The sequence below is a fragment of the Streptomyces sp. NPDC041814 genome (genome assembly GCF_055590565.1).
Map to the genome: position 1 here is coordinate 105,810 of NZ_JBVJAM010000013.1, position 23,925 is coordinate 129,734.

20 protein-coding genes and 1 tRNA gene are annotated in these 23,925 nt (G+C 72.9%); 11 read left to right on the forward strand and 10 right to left on the reverse strand.

Annotated features, from left to right (window positions below; all coding sequences use genetic code 11):
- Nucleotides 1–30: 30 nt before the first annotated feature.
- Nucleotides 31–966 (forward strand): class I SAM-dependent methyltransferase, encoded by a 936-nt coding sequence (locus tag ACZ6C6_RS28570; protein WP_469206719.1) that lies wholly within the window; start codon nucleotides 31–33, stop codon nucleotides 964–966.
- 78 nt (nucleotides 967–1,044) lie between these two features.
- Here the strand turns inward: ACZ6C6_RS28570 and ACZ6C6_RS28575 are convergent, their stop codons facing one another.
- The 3 genes from ACZ6C6_RS28575 to ACZ6C6_RS28585 all read right to left on the reverse strand — a co-directional run bounded on the left by ACZ6C6_RS28575 (nucleotide 1,045) and on the right by ACZ6C6_RS28585 (nucleotide 4,995).
- Complete coding sequence (locus tag ACZ6C6_RS28575) at nucleotides 1,045–1,881, reverse strand: aldo/keto reductase (protein WP_469206721.1); 837 nt, start codon at nucleotides 1,879–1,881, stop codon at nucleotides 1,045–1,047.
- 92 nt (nucleotides 1,882–1,973) lie between these two features.
- Entirely contained in the window at nucleotides 1,974–3,773 is a 1,800-nt protein-coding gene (locus ACZ6C6_RS28580; protein WP_469206723.1) for an AMP-dependent synthetase/ligase, read from the reverse strand.
- Nucleotides 3,774–4,110: 337 nt separating this feature from the next.
- Complete coding sequence (locus tag ACZ6C6_RS28585) at nucleotides 4,111–4,995, reverse strand: LysR family transcriptional regulator (RefSeq protein WP_469206725.1); 885 nt, start codon at nucleotides 4,993–4,995, stop codon at nucleotides 4,111–4,113.
- Nucleotides 4,996–5,132: 137 nt separating this feature from the next.
- Here ACZ6C6_RS28585 and ACZ6C6_RS28590 point away from each other — a divergent pair, with 137 nt between their 5' ends.
- Entirely contained in the window at nucleotides 5,133–6,146 is a 1,014-nt protein-coding gene (locus ACZ6C6_RS28590) for a bile acid:sodium symporter family protein (protein ID WP_469206727.1), read from the forward strand.
- Here ACZ6C6_RS28590 and fdhD read toward each other — a convergent pair.
- Nucleotides 6,107–6,979, reverse strand: a complete 873-nt coding sequence (gene fdhD / locus ACZ6C6_RS28595) for a formate dehydrogenase accessory sulfurtransferase FdhD (RefSeq protein WP_469206729.1) — start codon at nucleotides 6,977–6,979, stop codon at nucleotides 6,107–6,109. The genes ACZ6C6_RS28590 and fdhD overlap by 40 nt on opposite strands.
- A 236-nt stretch (nucleotides 6,980–7,215) precedes the next feature.
- Here fdhD and ACZ6C6_RS28600 point away from each other — a divergent pair, with 236 nt between their 5' ends.
- The 7 genes from ACZ6C6_RS28600 to ACZ6C6_RS28630 all read left to right on the forward strand — a co-directional run bounded on the left by ACZ6C6_RS28600 (nucleotide 7,216) and on the right by ACZ6C6_RS28630 (nucleotide 15,501).
- Nucleotides 7,216–8,166 (forward strand): beta-ketoacyl-ACP synthase III, encoded by a 951-nt coding sequence (locus ACZ6C6_RS28600; RefSeq protein ID WP_469206731.1) that lies wholly within the window; start codon nucleotides 7,216–7,218, stop codon nucleotides 8,164–8,166.
- A 148-nt stretch (nucleotides 8,167–8,314) separates the two neighbouring features.
- Entirely contained in the window at nucleotides 8,315–9,496 is a 1,182-nt protein-coding gene (locus tag ACZ6C6_RS28605; protein ID WP_469206733.1) for an ROK family protein, read from the forward strand.
- 65 nt (nucleotides 9,497–9,561) lie between these two features.
- Complete coding sequence (locus ACZ6C6_RS28610) at nucleotides 9,562–11,088, forward strand: sugar ABC transporter ATP-binding protein (RefSeq protein ID WP_469206735.1); 1,527 nt, start codon at nucleotides 9,562–9,564, stop codon at nucleotides 11,086–11,088.
- Nucleotides 11,085–12,119, forward strand: a complete 1,035-nt coding sequence (locus ACZ6C6_RS28615; protein WP_469206737.1) for an ABC transporter permease — start codon at nucleotides 11,085–11,087, stop codon at nucleotides 12,117–12,119. The genes ACZ6C6_RS28610 and ACZ6C6_RS28615 overlap by 4 nt, the downstream gene beginning before the upstream one ends.
- Nucleotides 12,120–12,177: 58 nt before the next feature.
- Complete coding sequence (locus tag ACZ6C6_RS28620; protein WP_469206739.1) at nucleotides 12,178–13,218, forward strand: substrate-binding domain-containing protein; 1,041 nt, start codon at nucleotides 12,178–12,180, stop codon at nucleotides 13,216–13,218.
- A gap of 49 nt (nucleotides 13,219–13,267) precedes the next feature.
- Nucleotides 13,268–14,482 carry a Gfo/Idh/MocA family protein gene (locus ACZ6C6_RS28625; RefSeq protein ID WP_469206741.1) on the forward strand — a complete coding sequence of 405 codons (1,215 nt, stop codon included), beginning with the start codon at nucleotides 13,268–13,270 and terminating at the stop codon, nucleotides 14,480–14,482.
- A 14-nt stretch (nucleotides 14,483–14,496) separates the two neighbouring features.
- The gene (locus ACZ6C6_RS28630; protein WP_469206742.1) at nucleotides 14,497–15,501 is read left to right on the forward strand and encodes a sugar phosphate isomerase/epimerase family protein; all 1,005 of its coding nucleotides are present in this window, start codon (nucleotides 14,497–14,499) and stop codon (nucleotides 15,499–15,501) included.
- A gap of 25 nt (nucleotides 15,502–15,526) precedes the next feature.
- Here the strand turns inward: ACZ6C6_RS28630 and ACZ6C6_RS28635 are convergent, their stop codons facing one another.
- Nucleotides 15,527–16,831: a DUF2254 domain-containing protein gene (locus tag ACZ6C6_RS28635; protein ID WP_469206745.1), complete on the reverse strand. Its 1,305-nt coding sequence runs from the start codon at nucleotides 16,829–16,831 to the stop codon at nucleotides 15,527–15,529.
- 257 nt (nucleotides 16,832–17,088) lie between these two features.
- Between ACZ6C6_RS28635 and ACZ6C6_RS28640 the strand changes: the two genes are divergently transcribed.
- Together ACZ6C6_RS28640 and ACZ6C6_RS28645 are read left to right on the forward strand one after the other, a co-directional pair.
- Nucleotides 17,089–17,173, forward strand: a tRNA-Leu gene (locus tag ACZ6C6_RS28640).
- A gap of 111 nt (nucleotides 17,174–17,284) precedes the next feature.
- On the forward strand, nucleotides 17,285–18,109 hold the full coding sequence (locus ACZ6C6_RS28645; protein WP_469206908.1) for a TrmH family RNA methyltransferase: 825 nt from the start codon (nucleotides 17,285–17,287) through the stop codon (nucleotides 18,107–18,109).
- Nucleotides 18,110–18,116: 7 nt separating this feature from the next.
- Here the strand turns inward: ACZ6C6_RS28645 and ACZ6C6_RS28650 are convergent, their stop codons facing one another.
- From ACZ6C6_RS28650 to ACZ6C6_RS28670, 5 genes are all read right to left on the reverse strand, one after another.
- Nucleotides 18,117–18,713: a class F sortase gene (locus ACZ6C6_RS28650; protein ID WP_469206747.1), complete on the reverse strand. Its 597-nt coding sequence runs from the start codon at nucleotides 18,711–18,713 to the stop codon at nucleotides 18,117–18,119.
- Between the two features lie 90 nt (nucleotides 18,714–18,803).
- Nucleotides 18,804–19,181: a sortase-dependent protein gene (locus ACZ6C6_RS28655; protein WP_469206749.1), complete on the reverse strand. Its 378-nt coding sequence runs from the start codon at nucleotides 19,179–19,181 to the stop codon at nucleotides 18,804–18,806.
- 104 nt (nucleotides 19,182–19,285) lie between these two features.
- Complete coding sequence (locus tag ACZ6C6_RS28660; protein WP_469206910.1) at nucleotides 19,286–21,328, reverse strand: sensor histidine kinase; 2,043 nt, start codon at nucleotides 21,326–21,328, stop codon at nucleotides 19,286–19,288.
- 1 nt (nucleotide 21,329) lies between these two features.
- A complete protein-coding gene (locus ACZ6C6_RS28665) occupies nucleotides 21,330–22,058 on the reverse strand; it encodes a response regulator transcription factor (protein WP_469206751.1) in 729 nt (242 codons plus the stop codon).
- Between the two features lie 21 nt (nucleotides 22,059–22,079).
- Nucleotides 22,080–23,822, reverse strand: a complete 1,743-nt coding sequence (locus ACZ6C6_RS28670; protein WP_469206753.1) for an AAA family ATPase — start codon at nucleotides 23,820–23,822, stop codon at nucleotides 22,080–22,082.
- Between the last annotated feature and the right edge of the window lie 103 nt (nucleotides 23,823–23,925).

A 23,925-nucleotide genomic window follows, 5' to 3' on the forward strand; every position in this document is an offset into this window, starting at 1 on the left:
TGAACGGCGGGGCGTGGTGACCCTGGTGCCATGAGCAACCACTCCGGCCACGGCCACCACGACGAGGGCCACCAGGGCCTGCACCACGAGCCTTCCGCGCACGGGCACCACCACGGCGGGTCCGAACCCGACTGGGACGTCATGGCCCCGCTCCTGGAGCGCAACGCCGAGCTCAGCAGCGCGCAGTACACCGAGGCGGCCCGCTGGATCGCCGCCCTGCCCACCGCCCCGAAGGTCCGCCGGGTCCTCGATGTCGGCGCCGGCCCCGGGGTGGTCGCCTGCCTGCTCGCCGAGGTCTTCCCGGACGCCGAGGTCGTCGCCGTCGACGGCACCCCCGCCCTCCTGGAGCGCACCCGGGACCGGGCGCGGCGGCTCGGGCTCGACGGCCGCGTCACCACCCTGCACGCCACCCTCCCCGAAGAGCTGTCCGCCCTGGGCGAGGCCGACCTGATCTGGGCCGGGAACACCCTGCACCACATGGGTGACCAGCGCGCCGTGCTCGCCGGATTCGGCGCGCTGCTGCGCCCCGGCGGCACCGTCGCCCTGGTCGAGGGCGGGCTCCAGGCCCGGCAGCTCCCGCGCGACCTGGGCTTCGGGAGGCCCGGGATCGAAGCCCGGATGGAGGCCGCCGAGGCGGAGCTCTTCCAGGAGATGCGTGCCGAGCTGCCCGACGCCCGGCGCGAGGTCGAGGACTGGGCGGCCCTGTTCGGCGCGGCCGGCCTCACCCCGCAGGGCACCCGCAGCTTCCTGCTCGACCTGCCCGCGCCCCTCGGCGACGCGGCCCGCGAACAGGTCGTCGCGGACTTCACCCGCCGCCGTGACGGGCTGCGGGACCACCTCGACGCCGAGGACAACGCCGTGCTCGACCGGCTCCTCGACCCCGCGGACGCGGCATCGCTGCACCGCCGCCCGGACGCCTTCCTGCTCCTGGCCCGCACCCTCCACCTGGGCCGGCGCGACGCCTGACCCGTCCCCGTGCGACAGCGGAACCGCCGCCCCGGCTCGCGTACGAGCGGGGGCGGCGGTTCCGTGGAGCCGGGGCGGTCAGGCGCCGAGGTTGAACTCGCCCGGGTTCGGGCCGAGCCGCTTGCCCTCGTCCAGCGCCGCGAAGGCGGCCAGGTCGTCGGCGTCCAGCTCGAAGTCGAACACGTCGATGTTCTCCGCGATCCGCGACGGCGTCACGGACTTCGGGATCACGACGTTCCCCGTCTGGAGGTGCCAGCGCAGCACCGCCTGGGCGGGCGTGCGGCCGTGCTTGCGGGCGACCGCGAGGACCGTCGGGACCTCCAGCAGGCCCTTGCCGGAACCGAGCGGCGACCACGCCTCGGTGAGGATGCCGTGCTTGGCGTGCAGGGCGCGGGACTCGGCCTGCTGGAGCTGCGGGTGCAGCTCGATCTGGTTGAGCACCGGGACCACGGAGGTCTCGCCGAGCAGCCGCTCCAGGTGCTCCGGGAGGAAGTTCGACACACCGATGGCCTTGGCGCGGCCGTCGGCGTAGATCTTCTCGAACGCCCGGTAGGTGTCGACGTACGCGTCCTTGGCCGGCACCGGCCAGTGGATCAGATACAGGTCGACGTAGTCGAGGCCCAGCTTCTCCAGCGAGGCGTCGAAGGCGCGCAGCGTCGAGTCGTAGCCCTGCTCGCTGTTCCACAGCTTGGTGGTCACGAACAGCTCGTCGCGTGCGACACCTGAGGCGGCGATGGCCTTGCCCGTGCCCGCCTCGTTCTGGTAGATCGCGGCGGTGTCGATGCTGCGGTACCCGGACTCGATGGCGGTGGCGACCGCCTTCGTCGCCTCGTCGTCCGGCACCTGCCAGACTCCGAACCCGAGCTGGGGCATCTCGACGCCGTTGTTGAGGGTGAGGGAGGGGACCTGGCTCACGAGCTGAGGATCCTTACGTTGAGGGGTGGGACTTCCCAGGGTCAACGATCAAGGACGCCCACGCATTCCCGGCCGCCCCGATCCGCTCCCGCTCAGCGGTACAGCGCGTCCACCTCGGACTCGTACGCCGCCTCGATCGCCTTGCGCTTCAGCTTCAGCGACGGGGTGAGCAGCCCGTGCTGCTCGCTGAACTGGTGCGCCAGGATGCGGAACGTACGGATGGACTCCGCCTGCGAGACCGCGGTGTTCGCCGCCACCACCGCGCGGCGCACCTCCATCTCCAGGTCCGGGTCGCGCACCAGCTCGCCCGGGGCCAGCTGCTGCCGCCCCTGCATCGCCAGCCAGTGCTCCACGGCCTCCTGGTCGACGGTGACCAGCGCCGCCACATAGGGCCGGTCGTTGCCGACGACGATGCACTGCGCCACCAGCGGATGCGCCCGGACCCGCTCCTCCAGGGCTGCCGGGGACACGCTCTTACCGCCGGACGTCACCAGGATCTCCTTCTTCCGCCCGGTGATCGTCAGATAGCCGTCCTCGTCCAGCGCCCCCAGGTCCCCGGTGGCCAGCCAGCCGTCGTGGAGCACCGCGTCGGTCGCCTTCGGGTCGCCGAGATACCCGCCGAACACATGGTTCCCGTGCACCCACACCTCCCCGTCCTCCGCGATGTGCACCGTGCTGCCGGGGATCGGCTGCCCGACCGTGCCGTACCGGGTCCGCTCCGGGGGATTGGCGGTGGCCGCGGCGGTCGTCTCGGTCAGCCCGTAGCCCTCGTACACCGTCACTCCGGCGCCCGCGAAGAACAGGCCGAGGCCGCGCTCCATGCCCGAGCCGCCCGACATGGCGTGCCGGATGCGGCCGCCCATCGCCTCGCGGACCTTCTTGTACACGACCTTGTCGAAGAACTGGTGCTGCATCCGCAGTCCGGCCGAGGGCCCCGGGCCGGTGCCGAAGGCCCGGGCCTCCATCGCCTCCGCGTACTTCACCGCGATGTCCACGGCCTTGTCGAACGGCCCCGCCCTGCCCTCCGCCTCCGCCTTGCGCCGGGCCGCGTTGAAGACCTTCTCGAAGATGTACGGGACCGCCAGGATGAACGTCGGCCGGAAGGAGACCAGGTCCGGCATCAGCGCCTTGGCCGACAGCTCCGGCTGGTGCCCCAGCTTGACCCGGCCCCGGATCGCGGTGACCTCCACCATCCGGCCGAAGACGTGCGCCAGCGGCAGGAAGAGCAGCGTCACCGCCTCGTCGCCCGGTCTGGAGTGGAACACCGACTCCCAGCGCGAGGCCATGGTGTCCGCCTCGAACATGAAATTGGCGTGGGTGAGGACGCAGCCCTTGGGGCGCCCCGTGGTGCCCGAGGTGTAGATGACGGTGGCCACCGACTCCGGGGTCACCGCCCGCCGGTGCCGGTGCACCACCTCGTCCTCGACGTGCGCACCCGCCTCGACCAGCTCCGCCACCGCGCCCGCGTCCAGCTGCCACAGCCGCTTCAGCTGCGGCAGCCGGTCGATCACCGAGGCCACCGTCATCGCGTGGTCCTCGTGCTCCACCATCACCGCCGACACTTCGGCGTCGTGCAGCATCCACAGCACCTGCTCGGCCGACGACGTCGGATAGACCGGCACCGACTGGGCGCCCACCGCCCACAGCGCGAAGTCGAACAGGGTCCACTCGTAGCGCGTACGCGACATCAGGGCGACCCGGTCGCCGAACCGCACTCCGTGCGCGATCAGCCCCTTGGCCAGTGCGAGCACCTCGTCACGGAACGCGGCCGACGTCACGTCCTGCCAGTTTCCGGCCGCGTCCTTGCGGCCGAGCGCGACCCGGTGCGGCTCCTCGTCGGCGTGGTCGAACACGACGTCGGCGAGGCCGCCCACGAGGGGCGCGGCCGTCATGGGTGGGACCGTGAATTCGCGCAATGACCTGCTCCTTGGGGTGCTCCGCACAGCGCCGCGACGCTACCCCAACGGGCGTCGGCGCGGGAGGGGCCGGAAGGGGCCGTACCGCTTGGTATATGCACAGGTCAGGGGCCGAAATCCGGCCAGATGGGCAAGGCTCGGGCGCGCTTGGGACCGCGGGGTAAGCGGCTCGCGCGGGAATCTCCACCGAATCTGTACGCCGCGATCACTGCCGGTGTGGGCGGCTCTGCCCCGGTATGGCCGGTCCGGTGGGATCGGCCATACCCGGCACCGGCGGTCGCGTCCCGGGCATTCTCCCCCTCGCGGTCCCCGGTCATGCCGGCTCACGCCCACGAACTCCGCGGATCAGCCGGTCACCGCCCGCCAGGATCGCCGTCGCCAGCGCGTCCGCCGCCTGCTGCGCACCGCCCCGGCGCCTGCCGTGCAGCAGCACGAAGTCCACCGCGCCCAGCTCCGGCAGGCCCGCCCGGACCGGCACCGCTTCCAGGCCCGGCGGCACCAGGCCCCGGGTGTGCGCCATCACGCCGAGCCCCGCGTGGGCGGCCGCCACCAGGCCGCTGAGGCTGCCGCTCGTGCACGCGATCCGCCAGGAGCGGCCCTGCTCCTCCAGCACCTCAAGCGCCCGGGCCCGTGTGATGCCCGGCGGCGGGAAGACGACCAGCGGCACCGGGCGGTCCGGGTCGAGCCGGAGCCCCGGAGCGCCGATCCAGACCAGGGCGTCCTGCCAGACCAGCTGCCCGTGGGTGTCCCCGGCCCGCCGCTTGGCCAGCACCAGGTCCAGTCGGCCCGCCTCCAGCTGCCGGTGCAGGGTCCCGGACAGCTCCACGGTGAGCTCCAGCTCGACCTCCGGATGGTCGCGCCGGAACGTCTGGAGGATCTCCGGCAGCCGGGTCTGCACGAAGTCCTCCGAGGCGCCGAACCGCAGCCGCCCGCGCAGCCGCGTCCCGGTGAAGTAAGCCGACGCCCGCTCGTGCGCCTCCAGGATGGTCCGGGCGAAGCCGAGCATCGCCTCGCCGTCCGCCGTGAGATCGACGCGGTGGGTGTCCCGGGCGAACAGCTGCCGCCCGGTCGCGTCCTCCAGCCGCCGCACATGCTGGCTGACCGTGGACTGCCGCACCCCGAGCCGGCGGGCGGCGGCGGTGAAGGACAGGGTCTGGGCGACGGCCAGAAAGGTACGCAGCTGTGCGGGGTCGTACATGGCCGGCAGGCTATCGCGGATCGTGATGACAGTCAGAGCGGTGTACGGGTTTCCCGATCGGAGGGCGTCCGAGCAGGATGGTTCCCGGGCACGCCCCGAGGGCTGCCCGGCCCTGATCGAGAGAAAACGTGGAGCAGATGAGCCGCCGCCGCATCCCGCAGCCGCCGTCCTGGCTGCCGGTCGACCCGTACATAGCGGCGCTGATCGGCACCGTCGTCCTCGCGGTGCTGCTGCCGGCCTCGGGCCCGGCCGCCGAGGTGGCAGGCCAGGCCTCCACGGGTGCGGTCGCGCTCCTCTTCTTCCTGTACGGGGCGCGCCTGTCCACGGCCGAGGCGCTGGAGGGGCTGCGCCACTGGCGGCTCCACCTGACGGTCCTGGCCTGCACCTTCGTCGTCTTCCCGCTGCTGGGCCTGGCGAGCGCGGGCCTGGTGCCGTACGTCCTGTCGCCGCAGTTGCAGAGCGGCTTCCTCTTCCTGTGCCTCGTCCCCTCGACCATCCAGTCCTCGATCGCCTTCACCTCGATCGCCCGGGGCAACGTCCCCGCCGCGATCTGCGCGGGGTCCTTCTCCTCGATCGCCGGGATCTTCCTCACCCCGCTCCTCGCCGCCGCGCTGCTCGGCGGCAGCGGGGGCGGGTTCTCCGGTGACGCCCTGCTGAAGATCGGCGTCCAGCTGCTGCTGCCGTTCGTCGCGGGCCAGCTGCTGCGCCGCCGCATCGGAGGCTTCGTCGCCCGCCACCGCAAGGTCCTCGGCCTGGTCGACCGGGGCTCGATCCTGCTCGTGGTCTACACCGCGTTCAGCGAGGGCATGGTCGCCGGCGTCTGGCACCAGGTGACCCCGGCCCGGCTCGGCGCGCTCCTCGGCGCCGAGGCGGTCCTGCTCGCCCTGATGCTCACGGTGACCTGGCACGGCGCGAAGCGCCTCGGCTTCGGCCGGGCGGACCGCGTCGCGATCCAGTTCGCCGGGTCCAAGAAGAGCCTGGCCTCCGGGCTGCCCATGGCCAGCGTCCTGTTCGGCGCCCAGGCGAGCCTGGCGGTGCTGCCGCTGATGCTCTTCCACCAGATGCAGCTGATGGTGTGCGCGGTGATCGCCAAGCGGCGCGCCCGCGACGCTCAGGTGGAGGCGTCGCCGGAGGCCGTATCCGTGGGCTGACCCGCGTCCAGCGCGATGCGGTGCTCTCCCGCGTACACGTTCATCGAGGGCCCCCGCAGGAAGCCGACCAGGGTCAGGCCCGTTTCGGCGGCCAGGTCGACGGCGAGGGACGAGGGCGCCGAGACGGCCGCCAGCACCGGGATCCCGGCCATCACCGCCTTCTGCGCCAGCTCGAACGAGGCCCGCCCCGACACCAGCAGGACCGACCGGGACAGCGGCAGCCGCCCGTCCGTCAGCGCCCGGCCCACCAGCTTGTCGACCGCGTTGTGCCGCCCGACGTCCTCCCGTACGTCCATCAGCTCGCCGGTCTCCGAGAACAGCGCCGCCGCGTGCAGGCCCCCGGTCCGGTCGAAGACCCGCTGGGCGGCCCGCAGCCGGTCGGGCAGCCCGGCCAGCAGCGCGGGGGCCAGCAGCAGCGGGGGAGCGTCGGCGACGGGGTGCCGGGTCGTGGTGCGGACGGCGTCCAGGCTGGCCTTGCCGCACAGCCCGCAGGACGACGTGGTGTAGACGTTGCGTTCCAGCGTGATGTCGGGGACCTCGACCTCCGGCGCGAGCCGCACGTCCACCACGTTGTACGTGTTGACCCCGTCGGCGGTCGCGCCCGCGCAGTACACGATCGACGCCACATCGCCCTGGCCGCCGATCACGCCCTCGCTGACCAGGAAGCCCGCCGCCAGTGCGAAGTCGTCGCCCGGGGTGCGCATCGTGATGGCGAGCGGCTTCCCGTTCAGCCGGATCTCCAGGGGCTCCTCGGCGACGAGGGTGTCGGGACGCGTGGAGACTGCTCCGTCCCGGATGCGGATGGTGCGGCGGCGCTCGGTGACCCGTCCCATGAACGTTGGACCTGATTTCTCTAGGTGAGGGGGCCTCGGTGCGCCCCGACGCTGCCATTGTCCTGCACCGGCTGTACGGCGTCGCAACCGCATGGCCGGGTCCCGGGCCACCGGGGGCTGCTGACGAGCCCTCCAAGCCGGGGCCGGTATTCCTGTGGGATCACCTGCCCCCGTACCGGGCGGTAGCGACCAAGACTGGTTGGTTCCTGACAGATGGAGCGAGGGGACCTTTGTTTATGACCGGCTCACGTGTCGTGGCGCTCGGCCACTACCAGCCCGCCAAGGTGCTCACCAACCATGACCTGGCGGCCATGGTCGACACCAGTGACGAGTGGATCACCAGCCGCGTCGGCATCAGGACCCGCCACATCGGCGGCCCCGACGAACCGGTGGACGAGCTGGCCGCGCACGCGGCGGCCAAGGCCCTCGCCTCGGCCGGGCTCCAGCCGTCCGACATCGACCTGGTGCTGGTCGCCACGTCCACCGCGATCGACCGCTCCCCGAGCATGTCGGCCCGGGTCGCCGCCCGGCTCGGCATGGAGGCGCCCGCGGTCATGGACATCAACGTGGTCTGCTCCGGCTTCACCCACGCCCTCGCCACCGCCGACCACGCGCTGCGGGCCGGAGCCGCCACCCGCGCCCTGGTCATCGGCGCCGACAAGATGGGCGACATCGTCGACTGGACGGATCGTTCCAGCTGCGTGCTGATGGGGGACGGTGCCGGTGCCGCCGTCGTCGTCGCCGACCCGCCCGGTACGGAGCGCCCCGGCATCGGCCCGGTGCTCTGGGGGTCGGTCCCCGCCATGGGGGACGCCGTCCGCATCGAGGGGACACCGCCGCGCTTCGCGCAGGAGGGCCAGTCCGTCTACCGCTGGGCCACGACCCAGCTGCCGCCCATCGCCCGCAAGGTGTGCGAGAGGGCGGGCCTCACCCCGGAGGACCTGGCCGCCGTCGTCCTGCACCAGGCCAACCTGCGCATCATCGAACCGGTCGCCCGGAAGATCGGCGCGGTCAACGCCGTCGTCGCGCGCGACGTGGTCGACTCCGGCAACACCTCCGCCGCCTCCATCCCCATGGCCCTGTCCAAGCTGGTCGAACAGGGCCGGATCCCGAGCGGTGCGCCCGTCCTCCTCTTCGGCTTCGGCGGCAACCTCAGCTACGCGGGACAGGTGATCAGCTGCCCGTGAGCCCGGGGAGCGGCCGGTCTTTGTCCTCAGGCAGGAGAAAGTTCGCCGGATTCCTGCGCGACTTCTTCCCAGTCCCGGCAACCGCTGCTACGTTCCCCTCCCAAGCCCGACGGACAGGCCGACGAGGCGGGAGGGGCGCGTGAGACGTATGACGGCACGACCCGCGAACGCCCACCAGGCGCGACTGCTCAAGCTGTTGCGCGACGGTGGGCCCAACTCCCGGGCGAAGCTGGGCGATCAGGTCGACCTCTCGCGGTCCAAGCTGGCCGTCGAGGTCGACCGGCTGCTGGAGACCGGACTCGTCGTCGCCGACGGGCTGGCCGCCTCCCGGGGCGGCCGCCGTTCGCACAACATCCGGCTCGCCCCGCACCTGCGCTTCCTCGGCGTCGACATCGGCGCCACCTCCGTCGACGTGGCGGTCACCAACGCGGAGCTGGAGGTCCTGGGCCACCTCAACCACCCCATGGACGTACGCGAAGGGCCCGTCGCGGTCTTCGAACAGGTGCTGTCCATGACGGCGAAGCTCCGGGACTCCGGGCTCGCCGACAGCTTCGACGGCGCCGGGATCGGTGTCCCCGGACCGGTCCGCTTCCCCGAGGGCGTCCCCGTCGCACCCCCGATCATGCCCGGCTGGGACGGCTTCCCGGTCCGCGAGGCACTCAGCCAGGAGCTGGGCTGCCCGGTCATGGTCGACAACGACGTGAACCTGATGGCCCTCGGGGAGCAGCAGGCGGGCGTCGCCCGTTCCGTGGGCGACTTCCTCTGCGTCAAGATCGGTACGGGCATCGGCTGCGGCATCGTCGTCGGCGGCACCGTCCACCGGGGCGCGACGGGCAGCGCCGGCGACATCGGCCACATCCAGGTCGAACCGGGGGGCCGGCTCTGCGCCTGCGGCAACCGGGGCTGCCTGGAAGCCCACTTCAGCGGCGCCGCCCTGGCCCGCGACGCCGAGGACGCGGCCCGCGCCGGACGGTCCGAGGAGCTGGCGGCCCGCCTGGAGGCCTCCGGCCGGCTGACCGGCGCGGACGTGGCCGCCGCCGCGGCCGCCGGGGACGCCACCTCGCTCCTTCTGATCCGCGAGGGCGGCAATCGCGTCGGCCAGGTCATCGCGGGCCTCGTCAGCTTCTTCAACCCCGCCCTGGTGGTGATCGGCGGCGGCGTCACCGGACTCGGCCACACCCTGCTGGCCGCCGTCCGGGCCCAGGTCTACCGGCGCTCCCTGCCGCTGGCCACCGGCAACCTGCCGATCGTCCTGGGCGAGCTGGGACCCGCCGCCGGAGTCACCGGTGCGGCCAGGCTCATCAGCGACCACCTGTTCTCACCCGCCTGACCCGCCCGGCACGCCCATGCGGCCGGCCCCACACACCCACACCTCGTCCGCCGAGGGGATTCGTCATGGCTCCGCAACCACCGCTGCTCACCATGTCCGGCATCACCAAGTCCTTCCCCGGTGTCCGCGCCCTCGACGGCGTCGACCTGGAGGTCCAGGCCGGCGAAGTGCACTGCCTCCTCGGCCAGAACGGGGCCGGGAAGTCCACCCTCATCAAGGTCCTCGCCGGGGCACACCAGCCCGACGACGGCGAGATCACCTGGCGCGGAGCGCCCGCCGAACTCAGGACGCCCATGGCCGCGATGCGCCTCGGCATCGCCACGATCTACCAGGAACTCGACCTGGTCCGGGGCCTGTCGGTCGCCGAGAACGTCTTCCTGGGCCACGAGTTCACCAGCGCCGGTTTCGTCGTCCGATCCCGCCGCGCCCGCGCCGAGGCCGCCGCCCTCCTGGCCCGGCTCGGGCACCCGGAGATCGACCCGGCCCGCCCGGTCGGTGAACTCTCCGCCGCCCAGCAGCAGATCGTGTCCATGGCCCGGGCCCTCTCGCACGACGTCCGCCTCATCGTGATGGACGAACCGTCTGCCGCGCTCGACCCCGACGAGGTCGGCAACCTCTTCCGGATCATCGCCTCGCTCACCGCCGAGGGCGTCGCCGTCGTCTACATCTCGCACCGCCTGGAGGAGATCCGCCGCATCGGCGACCGGGTGACGGTGCTCAAGGACGGCCGGGCCGTCGCCTCGGGGCTGCCGGCAGAGACCACGCCGACGCACGACATCGTGGCGCTGATGACGGGCCGCGAGGTGGAGTACGTCTTCCCACCCCGCACACCGCCACCGGCCGGGCGCGCCGGGGCCGCCCCCGTACTCACCGTCGAAGGGCTCACGAGGGAGGGGGAGTTCGCCCCGGTCGACCTGGAGGTGCGGCCCGGCGAGATCGTCGGCCTCGCCGGGCTCGTCGGGTCCGGGCGCTCCGAGATCCTGGAGACGGTCTACGGCGCCCGCCGGGCCACCGCGGGCCGGGTCACCGTCGACGGGAAGGTGCTGCGGCCCGGGAGCGTGCGCTCCGCCGTCGCCGCCGGCATCGGCCTCGCCCCCGAAGAGCGCAAGGCCCAGGCGCTGCTGATGCTCGAATCCGTCACCCGCAACGTCTCGCTCTCCACCATGTCCCGCTACTCCAGGGCCGGCTGGCTGGACCGCGTCGCGGAGCGCGGGGCGGCGGTCGAGGCCACCCGGGTCCTGTCGCTGCACCCCGACAACCCGGACACCCCCGTCCGCAACCTCTCCGGCGGCAACCAGCAGAAGGCGGTCCTGGCCCGCTGGCTGCTGCGCGGCTGCCGGGTGCTGCTGCTGGACGAACCGACCCGAGGCGTCGACGTCGGCGCCCGGGCCGAGCTCTACGCCGTGATCCGCCGGCTGGCCGGTGAAGGGCTGGCCGTCCTGCTCGTCTCCAGCGAAGTGCCCGAAGTCCTGGGCCTCGCCGACCGGGTGCTCGTCCTGCGCGAGGGGCGTGTGGTGCACACCGCCGACGCCGCGGACCTGGACGAGCACCGCGTACTCGACCTCGTGATGGAAGGGAGCCCGACGCCATGACCCACCCCGTTCCCACGGCGCGGCAGAGCGGTCCGGACCAGGGCCCCGCCCCCGTGACCCTGAAGAAGCCCGGACCTCCGCGCGCCCTCGGGCTGCGCCTGGACCTGCACACCCTGTCCCTCCTCGGCATCCTCGCCGTGCTGGTGGCCGTCGGCGGATTCACCGAACCCGACGCCTTCCTGGACACCGGAAACCTCCAACTCATCCTGACCCAGGCGTCGGTGATCGGTGTCGTCACCGTCGGCGTGACCTTCGTCATCACCTCGGGCGGCATCGACCTCTCGGTCGGCGCCATGGTCGCCCTGGCCTCCGTCTGGGCGAGCACCGTCGCCACCCAGGAGTACGGGCTCGCGGGCATCCTGTTCACCGCCGTGCTCGTCGGCGTCGGCGCGGGCCTGGTCAACGGGGTGCTCATCGCGTACGGGAGGGTGGTGCCGTTCATCGCGACGCTGGCGATGCTCGCCTCGGCGCGCGGAGTCGCCCTGATGATCACCGACGGCAAGACCCAGATCGTCACCGTGGACGCGGTCCTGGACCTGGGCCTGCCCGACTCCTACGTCCTCGGCATCCCGCCGCTCGTCCTGATCTTCGCCGCGGTCACCGCCGCAGGCTGGCTGCTGCTGAACCGCACCACCTTCGGCCGCCGCACCGTCGCCATCGGCGGCAACGCCGAAGCGGCCCGGCTCGCCGGCATCGACGTCCGCAGGCAGCGGCTCTACCTCTACCTGCTGTCCGGGCTGTGCTGCGGGATCGCCGCCTTCATGCTGATCATCCTGTCCGGCTCGGGCCAGAACACCGCAGGCAACCTCTACGAACTCGACGCCATCGCCGCCGCGATCATCGGCGGCACCCTCCTCAGCGGCGGACGCGGCACCATCACCGGCTCCGTCCTCGGCGTCCTGATCTTCACCACGATCACCAACATCTTCGCGCTCAACAACCTGCAGAGCGACGTCCAGCAGATCGCCAAGGGCGCGATCATCGTCGCCGCCGTCCTCGTCCAGGGCCGCACCACCCGCACCGAGACCTGACCGGCCCGGCCCGTTCGCCTCCCGCACGCCCACCCACCGGATGAAGGGTTCCACAGCCATGCCTCAAACCAGTCGCAGAGGGCTCCTGTTCGGCACCGCAGCCGTCTCCGCCGGCGCCCTGCTCACCGCCTGCACCAGCAACGAGCCCAAGGAGAAGGACGCCCCCGCGCAGAGCGGGGCGCCCGCCGCCGACGACAAGCCGGGCAAGCCCGTCACCATCGGCTTCGCCGGACCCCAGGCCGACCACGGCTGGCTCAACGCCATCAACGAGAACGCCAGGTCCCGGGCCAAGAAGTACTCCGAAGTGACCCTGGAGACCACCGAGGGCTCCAACGACACCGCCGCCCAGATCGGCCAGGTCAAGACCCTCATCAACAAGAAGGTCGACGTCCTGGTCGTCCTGCCCGCCGACGGCAAGGCCCTCACCCAGGTCGGCCTGGAAGCCATGCGGGCGGGCATCCCCGTCATCAACCTCGACCGCGTCTTCGCCTCGCCGCAGGCATACCGCTGCTGGGTCGGCGGCGACAACTACGGCATGGGCCTCAACGCCGGTACGTACATCGGCGAACAGCTCAAGGACAAGAAGAACGCCAAGGTGGTCGAGCTCGCCGGGATCGACAACCTGGAGCTCACCAAGCAGCGCAGCAAGGGCTTCGCCGACGCGCTGAAGAACTACCCCAACATCGAACTGGTGGCCCGTCAGGCGGCCGACTTCACCGTGGAGTCGGGCCAGGCGAAGATGGCGCAGCTCCTCCAGGCACAGAAGAAGTTCGACGCCCTGTGGAACCACGACGACGACCAGGGCGTGGGTGCCCTCCGCGCGATCCAGCAGGCCGGGCGCGACGAGTTCCTGATGGTCGGCGGCGCCGGGGCCAAGTCCGCCATGGACGCCATCAAGGCCGGCGACAGCGTCCTGAAGGCCACCGTCCTCTACCCGCCGACCATGGCCGCCTCCGCCATCGACCTGGCCCGCGCCCTCGGCCAGTCCAAGGGGGTGTCCGGCCTCTCCGAACTGGAGATCCCCACCAGCCTCACCCTGTACTCCGCCGTCGTGACCAAGGACAACGTCGACCAGTACCTGCCGACGGGCTTCAACTGACCTGCCCAGCGCCCGTACGTGCCGCACCACCGACGAGGAGGAAGCCCGGATGGCCCAGAGGGATCAGACGCAGCAGGAGACGGCAGCACCGCCGACGCTCGGGATCGGCATGGTCGGATACGCGTTCATGGGCGCGGCCCACTCCCAGGGGTGGCGCACCGCCGGACACGTCTTCGACCTGCCGATGCGGCCGGTCCTCGCCGCGGTCTGCGGGCGGGACCGGACGGCGGTCGAGGCCGCAGCGGGGCGGCACGGCTGGGCCGCCGCCGAGACCGACTGGCGCGCCCTGATCGCCCGCGACGACGTGCACCTGGTCGACATCTGCACCCCCGGCGACAGCCATGCGGAGATCGCCGTCGCCGCCCTGGAGGCCGGCAAGCACGTCCTCTGCGAGAAGCCGCTCGCCAACACCGTCGCCGAGGCGGAGGCCATGACGGCGGCGGCCGGGCGCGCCGCCGCCCGGGGCCGGTCGGCCTTCGTCGGCTTCAACTACCGCCGGGTGCCCGCCCTCGCCCATGCCCGCCGGCTCATCGCGGAGGGCCGCCTCGGCACCCTGCGCCATGTGCGGGCCGTCTACCTCCAGGACTGGCTGACCGACCCCGCGTCCCCGCTCACCTGGCGCCTCGACAAGGACCGCGCGGGCTCGGGCGCACTCGGCGACCTCGGGGCCCACGTGGTGGACCTCGCGCAGTACCTCGCGGGGGAGTCGCTGGTCGCGGTGTCGGCGCTGACCGAGACCTTCGTACGCGAACGGCCCCGGCCCGCCGGACCGTCCGGGGGGCTCGGCGGCGGGGCGGCGGCCGGGGACACCGGCCCGGTCACCGTGGACGACGCCGCCGCCTTCACCGGCCGGCTCGCGTCCGGCGCCCTCGCGTCCTTCGAGGTGACCCGGATGGCGGCCGGCCGCAAGAACGCCCTGCGTCTTGAGATCAACGGGGAGCGCGGTTCGCTCGCCTTCGATCTGGAACGCCTCAACGAACTGTCTTTCCACGACCACACCGAATCCGCGGCCACGGCCGGTTTCCGGCGCGTCCTCGTCACCGAGCCCGAGCACCCCTACCTGGAGGCGTGGTGGCCGCCGGGCCACGCCCTCGGCTACGAGCACACCTTCGTCCACCAGGCCCGGGACGTGGTGTGCGCGATCGCTGGGGGAGCCGGCCCGGCGCTGCCGTCCTTCGCGGACGGCCTCCAGGTGCAGCGGGTGCTGGCCGCGGTGGAGGAGAGCGCCGCGAAGAACTCCGTCCTCACCCCCGTAACCCTCTAGGAGGTCCTGTCCCCATGCCCCGTCCCTTCACCCTCTTCACCGGTCAGTGGGCCGACCTCCCTCTGGAGGAGGTCTGCCGGTACGCCCGCGACTTCGGCTACGACGGCCTCGAACTCGCCTGCTGGGGCGACCACTTCGAGGTGGACAAGGCCCTCGCGGACCCGGCGTACCTGGACGGCCGCCGGGCCCTGCTCGACAAGTACGGCCTGAAGTGCTGGGCGGTCTCCAACCACCTGGTGGGCCAGGCGGTCTGCGACCACCCCATCGACGAACGCCACCAGGGCATCCTGCCCGCCCGGATCTGGGGCGACGGCGAGCCGGAGGGGGTGCGCCGCCGGGCCGCCGCCGAGATGGCGGACACCGCGCGGGCCGCGGCCGCCTTCGGTGTGGACACCGTCATCGGCTTCACCGGCTCGTCCATCTGGCACCTGGTCGCGATGTTCCCGCCGGTCCCGCCGCACATGATCGAGCGCGGCTACGAGGACTTCGCGGAGCGCTGGAACCCGGTCCTGGACGTCTTCGACGCGGAGGGCGTCCGCTTCGCCCACGAGGTGCACCCCAGCGAGATCGCGTACGACTACTGGACCACGCACCGCGCGCTCGAAGCGGTGGACCACCGCCCCGCCTTCGGCCTGAACTTCGACCCGAGCCACTTCGTCTGGCAGGACCTGGACCCGGTGGGCTTCCTGTACGACTTCCGGGACCGGATCTACCACGTGGACTGCAAGGAGGCCCGCAAACGCCTCGACGGCCGCAACGGCCGCCTCGGCTCCCATCTGCCCTGGGGCGACCCCCGCCGGGGCTGGGACTTCGTCTCCGCCGGCCACGGGGACGTGCCCTGGGAGGACGTGTTCCGCATGCTGCGGTCCATCGGTTACGAGGGCCCCGTGTCGGTGGAGTGGGAGGACGCCGGCATGGACCGGCTGGCGGGGGCACCGGAGGCGCTGGCGTCCCTGAAGCGGTACGACTTCGACCCGCCGAGCGCCTCCTTCGACGCGGCGTTCGGCGGCAAGGACTGAGCGACCGCCCGGCACCGGGGCCCGCTCAGCCGATGCCCTGCCGGTCGGGCAGCAGCGAGAACTCCCGCTCGGCGGGGCCCGGCACCGCGTGCTCCACCGCCTGTACGACGAGCGCGCGGTGCCGGACGAGCGGCTCCCGCCGGTCCGGCCCGGCCAGCGGCATCAGGTCGTCGATCCCGGCGAGGAGCCGCCGCGTCACCTGCGGGGCGGGCGCCGAGCACCGGCGTACCTCCTCGAAGGCGAGGTCCACCAGGTCCTCCCACGACGGAACCTCCTGCACCAGCCGGACCGCGCCCTTGCGGTCCCGGTGGTGCACGGTGCCGAGCGGCAACCGCACCGCGGCCGCCAGGAACTGCACGATCCGGTCCAGGCACTGCACGGCCGTCGTCGGGTCGTTCGTCGCGGCGGACAGCGCCCGCAACGCGATGTCCGACAACTGGCGCAGCCCGAACGCCAGGTCCTGGTGCAGGGTGCGCTCCACGCCCACCGACACCGTGTAACGCAGCGCGTGCCGGGACGGAGCCGCCCCGCCGTGCACGGCGAGCACCGGCGTCCCGGGCACCACGAAGTCCCCGAGCCGGGGGACCAGGCGGAGCACCACACCCTGGCGCCGGGCGGCCCGGACCAGCCGCGCCACATTGACATCGCGGAGGACCCCCGCCCGTCCCTCGTACAGGATCTGCCCGGTCTCCTCGGGCAGCGGCCCCTCGCCGGGGCGGCCGGCGGGCATCCGGGCCAGCACCCGGAAGGTGTCCCGGGTGATGTGGTCGAGGACGGGCCCGATCTGCATCAGGCGCAGCGTGGAGCTCACGTACGCGATGAACAGCAGCAGGCTCAGTCCGACGAGCAGGGCGGTCAGCACGCTCTGCACGAACGGCAGCGAGGTGACCCGGCGCGGGTCGGTCTCGCTCTCGTACGAGCTGAGGACCAGCAGCGAGAACACGAACGTCGCCAGGAACACCGACAGGGTCAGCTTGCTGATCCGGCTCCGGACGAAGATCCGCACCACCCGGGGTGTGAGCTGGCCGCTCGCCATCTGCACCGCGACCAGCGAGATGCTGAAGACCACACCGATGAAGGTCATCATCGCCGAGCTGACCGTGACCACGATCTGCTTGGTGTCCTCGGCGACCTTCACCAGATCCTGGATGTCCTCGTACGCCTGCTCCTCGCGCAGGTACGAGACGAGCCGCTCGTCCAGCGCCGAGGCGGCGAACCACAGCACGCAGGCGACGACGAGCGTCATGGCCGGGGCGAACCAGAAGGTCTCGCGCAGATGCTCGCGCAGCGGCGACAGCGCGCGGGGAGGACGGGAGCCGCGATCACTCATGGTGGCGAACGTAACCCGCCCCGCCCGGCCGCCGGTGGACCCCGCCGCCGACCCTCCGGCAGCACGTTCCGTACCTGCCTGGGAACCGTCCGTACATGAGTGCCGGGAAGCATCCACGAAATGGCTCCCCGTCGCGCCCGCACCGCACTGACCAGCGCAATGTCCACTGCCCGGCCACCGGATATGCAGGTGAGAGGCACCCCGAACCCCTGGTATTGTTTTCTTTGTCGCCGCGGGAAACCGGGGCGGATCACCTGGTCCGGGTGGCGGAATGGCAGACGCGCTAGCTTGAGGTGCTAGTGCCCTTTATCGGGCGTGGGGGTTCAAGTCCCCCCTCGGACACTCATCCAGTTCCCACGGTTCATCACGAACCGTGGGAATTTCTGGTTTCCGGGACGGCCCCCGTGCCGCCCCCGGAGGAGCCGATCACCCCTTGGAGGAGCCCCGGTGGCTGTGCAGCGGATCACCACCCGCAATGCCCGCTTTCAGCAGTTCCAGACGCTGCTCACCAACCGGACCAAGCGCGGCCGCGCCCGCGAGTTCATCGTCCAGGGCGTCCGGCCGATCACCATGGCCGTCGAGCACGGCTGGACGATCCGCTCCCTCCTGTACGACGCGAGCCGGCCGCTCTCCCGCTGGGCGGAGGAACTGGTGCGCGGGATCACCACGGAACGCATCGCCATGGCCCCCGACCTGCTCGCCGAGCTGAGCGAGAAGGCGGAGGGCGCCCCCGAGGTCCTGGCCGTGGTCGGGATGGAGCCGGACGACCTGAGCCGCCTCCGCGTCGACGAGGACTTCCTCGGCCTCGTCTTCGACCGCCCGACGCAGCCCGGCAACATCGGCAGCATCATCCGCTCCGCCGACGCCTTCGGCGCCCGCGGCCTCATCGTGACCGGGCACGCTGCCGACCCGTACGACCCGAAGGCGGTCCGCGCGACGACCGGCTCCTTCTTCGCCCTCCCCGTCGTCCGCACCCCCTCCCACCACGAGGTCGGCGCCTGGCTGGACGCGGAGCGCGACCGGGGGCGCCCCGTGGTCGTCGTCGGCACCGACGAGGACGGCGAGTGCGACGCCTCGGAGTTCGACCTCACCCAGCCCGTCCTGCTGCTCATCGGCAACGAGACGGCGGGCCTCAGCACCGCCTGGCGCGACCGCTGCGACCACGTCATCAGCATCCCGATGACGGGCTCGGCGAGCTCCCTCAACGCGTCGAACGCGGCGTCGATCGTGCTGTACGAGGCACGGCGGCAGCGGCTGGCGAAGCGCGGGGGCCGGTAGCGCCCGCCTACTTCCGCTTCGCGTACACGATCAGGTTGTCCACCGGGTGCCCGGCCGTGTCGAAGGCGCCGTCGCAGGTGATGAGGCGCAGGGCGCGCTCCGTGGTGCGGCCGTAGACGCGGGCCGTCGGGAAGGCGTTCTTGCTCACCGTCTCCAGGGCGGTGACCTCGAAGCGGGCGTCCTTGCCCCGGGCGTTCCGGACCACGATCTCCGCGCCCTTGGCGATCTTCTTCAGGTCGTGGAAGACGGCCCGGCCGAAGCGGGTGTCGTTGTGGCCGATCAGCACCGCCGCGCCGGGCTCGCCGGGCACCGCGCTGCCCGTGTACCAGCCGGTCGTCATCCCCTTGTCGGCCGGCGGCACCTCGACCGTGCGGTCCGGATTGAGGCCGAGGCGCATGATGTCGCTGTCCACGCCCAGGGACGGGATGGAGACGTGGGCGGGCGGCTCGGCGGTGGCAGTGGTGCTGGGGGCGGGTGCCTCGGGGGCCGCCGCCGACGCGGGGGCCTTCGAGGGCTGCGGGGCGGGGTCGCCGGAGCAGCCGGTCAGGGCGGCGAGCGCGGCGAGGGTCAGGGCCGCGGCGAGCGGACGGGTGGTGCGGGGCATGGGACAGGGCTCCAGGGGTCGTACGTACGGCAGTGGCGCCGCCCGGTTCGTAAGGGCGGCGCCACTGCGGCTCATCGGGTGCGGGACGGGTCAGCCGTCGCGGCGGGCGGTGCGGCGGCGCACGACGAACGTTCCGGCGCCGCCGAGCAGCAGCGCGGCGGCCGCCGAGCCCGCGAGGACGGTTGTGCCGCTGCCCGCACCGGCGGGCTGCTCACCGGCGGCGACGCCGCCGCGCGGCGCCTCGGACGGGACCGCCGAGGGCGCCTCCGTCGGCTCGGCCGAGGGCACGGTGGAGGGTTCGGCGGACGGCGCCTCGGTCGGCTCGGCGGACTGCGCCGTCGACGGCTCGGTCGCCGCGGCCGACGGCTCGGCCGAGGAGTCGGCGAAGGCCGCGGTGGCCGGTACGCAGACCGCACCGGCCGCGACGGCGGCGAGGAGGGCGGTACGCAGGGTGGTGCGCAGGGGCATGGGCAGGGCTCCGATCCGGATGGGCCTCAGGGGCGGCCGCGGTGCGGATGCGCACCGCGGCGCGAGGCATGCGGACAGGCTCGCGCCAAGTTGTGAGGAAGCTGTCAGATCGTTGTGTTCATCGCATCAGGGTCGTCCGGAGCACCAGGGGCCGCTTCGCCCGCCGGGAGGCGGAGCGTGAACACCGCCCCCTCGCCCGGAGTGCTCACCGCCGTCGCCGTACCGCCGTGCGCCTCCGCCAGCTTCCGCACGATCGCCAGCCCGAGCCCGCTGCCGCCCGTCCGCCGGGACCGGGACTTCTCGCCGCGCCAGAAGCGGTCGAAGACCCGGGCCAGGTCGTCGGCCGGGATGCCGCTGCCCGTGTCGGCGACGTCCACCAGCACCGCGTCCCCGTCCGCGGAGCCGTACGCCCGCAGCGTCACCGTCCCGCCCGCCGGGGTGTGACGCACCGCGTTCGACACCAGGTTCCCCACCGCCTGGCGCAGCCGGACCGGGTCGGCCGTCAGCGGCGGCAGCGGGCGGTCCGGCGGCCGGACGCCCAGCGCGACGTCCGCCGCGTCCGCCCGGGCCTGGTGCGCGGCGGCGACCTGCCCCAACAGCTCGGCCACGTCCACCGGTTCGGGGTGCAGCCGCAGCGCGCCCGCGTCCGCCTGCGCCAGGTCCTGGAGGTCGTCGATGATGTGCTGGAGCTGGACCGCCTCCGTGTGCAGGAAGGCGATGAAGTCCGGGTCCGGGTCGGCCACCCCGTCCTGCGCCGCCTCCAGCCAGCCCCGGATGTTGCTGAGCGGGGTGCGCAGTTCGTGGGCCACGTCGCTGACCATGGCCTTGCGCTGCGCCTCCAGGCGGGCGCGGTGGGCGGACATGTCGTTGAACGTGGCGGCGAGGCGCCCGATCTCGTTGTCCGCGGCCACCACCACCGGCGCGCCGTCCTCCCCGTCACGCATCCGCTGGGCGGCCCCCGTCAGCGCCCGCAGCGGGCGTACGAGGCGGGCGCCGACGAGCACCGACGTGCCCACGGTCAGGGCCAGCACCAGGGCCGCCGCGCCCGCGATCCGCGCGGTGTTCGCCGGGGAGAGGTCGAAGCCGGGCACGGTCGCGCCACCCGGGTCGCCGATGAAGAGCAGGGCGGGCGAGGCCACGTACGAACTCAGCTGCTCCCGGCGGGCCGTGCCCACGCAGGAGGCGACGGCCCGGTCGTTCTCGCTGGTGGCCGCCGCCTGCTGGTCGCCCGGGCCCGGCACCGCGCTGGGCTCTTCACGAGGCTGCGTGCGGGGCATCTCGGTCGGGACCGCGCTCGGCTCGGCGGTCGGCGGCATCGTGGCCATCGGCGCCGCGGGCACCGGCACCGCCTCCGCCGGAACGGGTTCGGCGGCCTGACCCCACGACAGGCCCAGGCTGAGGTGGACTCCGTCGCGGCCCTGGCGCTCCAGACAGGCGTCGGCCAGTTGGTTGAGCGCCTTCAGCGCCTTCCGCTCCGTGGCCGTGGGGGTGTCCAGCGCGTCCACGGCGCAGCCGGTGCCCCGGATGCGTTCCGGCTCGTTGCCGCCCACCACCTGGATCAGCGGGCGCCCGCTCGCCCCGGCCACCACATCGGCGGCGATCCCGAAGTCGCCCAGGCAGGCCACACCTCGGTCCGCGGTCCTCCGCAGCCGGGTCCGCTCCGCAGCGGGCAGCCGGAACGGCCCCACCGCGCGCGGGTCGACGCGGTCCGTGGTGGTGCCGCCCGTCGCCCCGGCCCCCGTCGACAGCGCGGTGTCCACGGACAGCGGATCGACCACCGCCGACGCCTGGGCCGGGAGCGCCGCCGCGCCCGGGGCCGCCGAGTCGGCCAGCGGGGCGCGGCCCTGGGTGGTCAGCGCGATCCGCCGCCCGGACTGCTCCGCGAGCTCGCGCACCGTGGCCCCGACACCGTCCCAGGTCGGATGAGCCGCCGCGTAACCGAGCAGCCGGTGGTAGATCCGGGCATCGGCGGCCAGATTCTGCCCCTGCTCCTGCCGGATCGCCCCCGAGGTCGTCTGCACGGCGAGCCAGGCGGTCGCCGCCACCGAACAGGCCGCGACCAGCGCGGAGACCGCGAGGAGCCGGGCGAACAGGCTCTTGCGCAGGGGTACGGTCCGCCGCGCACCGGCACCGGGGGAGCGGCGCACGCTACGAAGTCGCCGCACGGGCCGCCGCCTTCGCCGGATCCGTCAGCTTGTAGCCGACCCCGAAGACGGTGAGCAGCCGGACGGGCCGGCGCGGGGCCGGTTCGATCTTCTTGCGCAGGTTCATCACATGCACGTCGACGGTCCGGTCGCTGATGTAGCGGTCGAAGCCGTGCAGTTCGCCGAGGAGCTGCTGCCGGGAGAACACCCGGTCCGGCTCGGCGGCGAGCGCGGCCAGGATGCGGAACTCACCCGGGGTGCACTCCACGGGCCGCCCCTCCACCGTCACCACGTGCCGGACCGGATCGACCACCAGCGCCCCCACCCGCAGCACCCCGGCGTCCTCCGGCCCGCCGCCCGCGCCCCGACGGCTGCGGCGCAGCAGCGTGCGCACCCGGGCCATCAGCTCACGCGGGCTGTACGGCTTGGTCATGTAGTCGTCGGCGCCCAGATCGAGTCCGAGCAGCAGATCGTCCTCCGTGGTGCGGGCCGTGAGCATCAGCACCGGCAGCTCCCGGTGCTCCGCGCGCAGCACGCGTACGACGTCGAGGCCGTCGGCGCGGGGCATCATCACGTCGAGGACCAGCAGATCGGGCTCCCGGTGCCGGACCGCGTCGAGCGCCGCGAGGCCGTCGGGCGCGACGGTCACCCGGTGGCCCTCGCGTTCGAGATAGCGGCGGAGGAGTTCGGCCTGGTTCTCGTCGTCTTCGGCAACGATCACATGTGCGCACACGCGATCGATCGTAGACAGGCCCTATGCCGTGCCCGCGTCCCGGTGCGCCTCCATCAGCTCGTCGTGCGCGGCGACGATGTCCCAGGCGAGGACGGTGACCATCTCCTCCCGGGTCGGGGTGGAGTCGGTGTGCGCGGAGTACAGCCGCAGATCGCGCTGCGCCGACGCCTTCGCGCACAGCTCGCGGGCGAACCGGGCGTTGCCCACCAGGTCGGCCTTTCCGCCGTCCACGATCGCCGTGCACAGCGAGTTCAGGACGTCGAGCGCGCCCGCGTCCGGCTCGTCGCCCTGCGAGGCCAGCACCGACCGGGCGATCAGGACCAGTTCCTCCGCGGAGTACGAGGGGAAGTCGACCCGGGTGTTGAACCGGGAGACCAGTCCGGGGTTGGTGGCGAGCAGCCCCGACATCTCGTCCCGGTATCCGGCGAGCACCACGACGAGCCGGTCCCGGTCGTCCTCGGCCCGCTTCAGCAGCACCTGAAGCGCCTCCTTGCCGAAGGCGTCGCCGCCGCTCGTCCCGGTGTTGTACAGCGCGTACGCCTCGTCGATGAACAGCACCCCGTTCAGCGCCGAGTCGATGACCTCGTTCGTCTTGAGGGCCGTCGACCCCAGGTGCTGCCCGACCAGGTCGGCGCGCTGGGCCTCCACCACATGCCCCGAACTCAGCAGCCCGAGCCCGGCGAAGACCTGGCCGATGATGCGGGCCACGGTCGTCTTGCCGGTGCCGGGCGGCCCCGCGAAGACGAAGTGCCGGGGCCGGGCCCCGCCGGGCAGGCCCTGCTCCTCGCGCAGCGCGGACATCCGCAACTGTGCGAGCAGCGTCAGCACCTGGCGCTTCACCGGCTGCAACCCGATCATGGCGTCGAGCGCGCTCTGTGCCTCGGCGAGCACCCGGGCCCGCTCGTCGGCGGACAGCCCGCCGTCGCCCGCGCCGTCGCCACCGGACCCGGCCCGGGACGGGCCCCCGCCCGCTGTCGCCGCGACCGGGGCGGCAGGCGCCGGGGCGGGCCTGCTCACCGGGCGTGCCTGGGCGCGTGCTTCCACGTCGAGCAGGTCGGGTGCGCACCGGAACGCGTACTGGTACCGCTTCAGCGCCTCCTCCTCGCGGCCCAGCGCCTCCAGCGACCGCCCCATGAAGTACTTCACCTCGGCGTCGAACCTGCTGCCCGCCTCCAGCCTCCCCGGCAGCGCGGACAGCACATTCAGCGACTCGTGGCAGACCCCCTGCGCGAACAGCGCCCCGCCCACGTACAACTGCGCCTCGTCGCGCAGGAAGGCGTCACCGATCCCCGGCGCGAACTTCAGGACGAGCGGCCAGTCCTCCTTCAGGAACGCGTACCGGGTGCAGACGAACCGGGTCTCGTCGCAGTCCAGCAGCGCCGTGGAGAGCCCCTTCCACGCCTCTTCGAGCCGCCGGTCGTCCAGGAACGCCGACATGGCCGCCAGCCACAGATCGCGGGCGTTCTCCAGCCGGAACGTGACGTAGTGGCCGATCTGGAAGGTGGACCGGAACGGCGCCTGGTACTTCGACCGCAGGGCCCCGAACTGCGCCGAACCGCGCAGCATGCCGTCCAGCGCCGCCTTCTGGTCCGTGCCGGTCACATGCAGCCCCAGCCAGGCGTCGGCGGCACTCGGGTCGTGGTGCGTGGCGAGCGCGAACTGCGCGGCGGCCCCCGCGTTGTCGCCCTGCCGCATGAGGGCCACCCCCTGGTTCCACGCCTGCTCGGCCTTCCTGGCCGACCCCCGGCTCGCGGCACCCTGCACGTGACTCTCCCCTCGCCGGGCACGCCGTCCGCGCCCGTGGCCCCCCGGCCCCTGTCGCCGCATCCGCAACGGTCGTCAGGATAGCCAACGCCGGGCGAGCGGC